At 61.1% G+C, this 2341-nt stretch carries 1 protein-coding gene, 1 tRNA gene and 1 pseudogene; all 3 read right to left on the bottom strand.

Annotation, left to right across the window (positions count from 1 at the left end; all coding sequences use genetic code 11):
* Positions 1 to 247: 247 nt before the first annotated feature.
* Positions 248 to 1090 (bottom strand): protein NO VEIN domain-containing protein, encoded by an 843-nt coding sequence (locus J0F76_RS20505; protein ID WP_207472308.1) that lies wholly within the window; start codon positions 1088 to 1090, stop codon positions 248 to 250.
* 349 nt (positions 1091 to 1439) lie between these two features.
* A tRNA-Ser gene (locus tag J0F76_RS20500) sits at positions 1440 to 1529 on the bottom strand.
* Between the two features lie 273 nt (positions 1530 to 1802).
* Positions 1803 to 2189, bottom strand: a pseudogene (locus J0F76_RS20495) (transposase); the annotation flags it as partial.
* Positions 2190 to 2341 lie beyond the last annotated feature (152 nt).

The raw sequence follows: 2341 nt of genomic DNA, 5'->3' as shown, positions 1-2341 counted from the left end.
GCTCGGTATACCCGTCACAGAGGCCGTGGGATAAGTCCGTCCGGGGAAGGGGGACACTGGCCATCAGCCGATTTGGGCAACAGAGCCTTCATAGTGAACACGCCATGGCAGAGATAACCAAGGGACTGCAAAAGGCATCAGAGATGTTCCCGCGTTCAAAATGGCCGGAATGGGCGGAAATGTCTGTTGACGGCCGTCTGAACGGACATTGGCCTTGGGCTCAATCTGGGATGAAAGAATTCCTTCTTCAAGAGGCCAGGAAGCTCGCCTGAAAGGACGTCGCGGTCAGCGAGACATACGCGTCCAGCGGCGGGTGCAGCTCGAACGCCTTCGGTTCGCGTGCGAAGTTCCAGAGCCGGAACAGGGACCATTCCGAACGCCGCTCCTCGGCCACGGCCAGCTCGTTGCGGCTGATGTGGAAAGGGGTACGCTCCCAGCCATTCGTCGTCTTCACCTCGATCAGGCGCGGACGGCCGTCCGGTGCGAAGCTGGCGATATCGTAGCCGGCACCATCGCCATCCTCCTCCGACACCCACCGGACCTTGCGCGCAAGATCGTCGCGGCCCGCTGATTTCAGGGCTGCTCGTTCGTGCGCCAGCACGCGTTCCTCACCGGCACGGCCGAGGGCGCGGTTTCGCTCGTCTCTCGCAGCGACATCGAATTTGCGGGCGATGTGCAGCATCTGCTCCAGCTCCTGCGGCGGCGGTTGGTTCGACAAGGTGGGTGGCGGCCCGATCCAGATCGGCCGCGCCTCCGCGAGGCCTGTCGGCGCTCCTGCACCCGAATAGCGGCCGAGCCACGCCGGGTTCAGCGCCAGCCAGCGCGCCACGGCATCCACCAGCGTCATCTGGAAATTGAAGGCAGGCTTGTAGCCCGGGATCCAGTCCTCACCCAGGCCCTTCAGCACGGCGCTGATGTTCTGGTGTTTGAACTCGACCGATCCCTCGGAGCGACCGTTCAACAGCGGCAGAAGTCCGCGCCGGTGCTCGGCCTTGTTGTAGGGGCGGCCAGAGACGTCGTCGGCCAGCATCGCGAAGTAATCCGCGACGATCAGGTCGTTCTCTTGATCTGTCCAGGCCCCGTTCGACATTGCGCCAGGCTAGGGGTCGAAACTGCTTTTGTCATCAGAGACTTCGCGCAAGACTCCCAAGACATACCAACGACCACGCCGCCCGTGTCGCGTCTCCGCCTGCCTTGAGACAAGCCGGAACCAGCGAAACGCAGGCGCAACGCGATCCCATCACCTCACTGAAAGATATGGGGATTTTGAATCCGTCTCGCCAAGAGCGAGGGGCGGGTGGAAAGAGACGGTGGGCGTTCGGAGACCGATCTCGCGCGGCTGGGCCGTCTCCGAAGGGCAGAAGGTCCCTGCAAACCCCTTTGGCACATAAAGAAAAAGGCCCCGCGAGGGACCTGTTTTCGGGTTTGCAATGTGCAAGTGGCGGAGTGGAAGGGATTCGAACCCTCGAGACGGTTTCCCGCCTGCACCCTTAGCAGGGGTGTGCCTTCGACCACTCGGCCACCACTCCGCTAAGCGGTATATGAGGCAAGGGCTAGGGAAACAAGGCCTTTCTCAAAGAAGCAACCGGATTGTTCCAAAGCTTGTTTTTACGGGTTTTTCCGTGACCTTTCATGGTTCTTACCGTCGCGACCAGATGCCCCTCCAACGAAAGAGCGAAGGCTGTGCCCCAAGGCATGGTGTATGAGCGCCGACCCTCGGAAAGGTTAGGGTTCGATCAGGATGCCACGGCGGGCAGCCTGATGTTGGGATTGTCGGTGACGCGAGCGAGCGTTCAAGGCTCATATGGCGCCGCGACGGTCCATGCGTCGTTTGTCTCGAGCATCACCGCGCCGATCAGCCGCAGGATCGAGGCTTCGTTCGGGAAGATCGCCACGACATCGGCGCGGCGCTTCACCTCCTTGTTGAGGCGTTCAAGTGGGTTGGTGCTGTGCAACTTGGTGCGGTGCCGCCGAGGAAAGGTCATGCAGGCCAGAACATCGTCCTCGTCCTCGTTCATCAGGTCCGCGAGCTTGGGCCAGCGGGGTCGGACTTGCTCAGCAACCTTGCGCCAGATTTCTCCGGCATGGATGGGGTCCGGCTGTTCGAACGCTTGCCGGATTGCTGCCGCGACCACCGTATGCTGGCCTTTGGAGACGTGGGCCAAGGCGTTGCGCATCCAGTGAACCCGGGGGCTGTTGAAAAAGTCCTATGAGACGCTACCGGTGCCGTGCGCCATCGGATGGAACATCTAGGCTGTTGATTTCCACCCAGAAGTGACCCAGGTTTTCCATCGAGAACTGACCCACCTTTGATTATGGTTTTCGGGTCATTCAGTGGTCA

The sequence above is a fragment of the Paracoccus fontiphilus genome (assembly GCF_017356265.1).
In the GTDB taxonomy this organism is placed as follows: domain Bacteria; phylum Pseudomonadota; class Alphaproteobacteria; order Rhodobacterales; family Rhodobacteraceae; genus Paracoccus; species Paracoccus fontiphilus.
The sequence above is the reverse complement of the archived record's forward strand: the minus strand, read 5'-3'. Positions and strand labels throughout refer to the sequence as shown.

Bases quoted from the DNA above. Each gene is read 5' to 3' on its own strand.
- J0F76_RS20505 (WP_207472308.1), bottom strand. From the start codon at position 1,090: ATGTCGAACGGGGCCTGGACAGATCAAGAGAACGACCTGATCGTCGCG.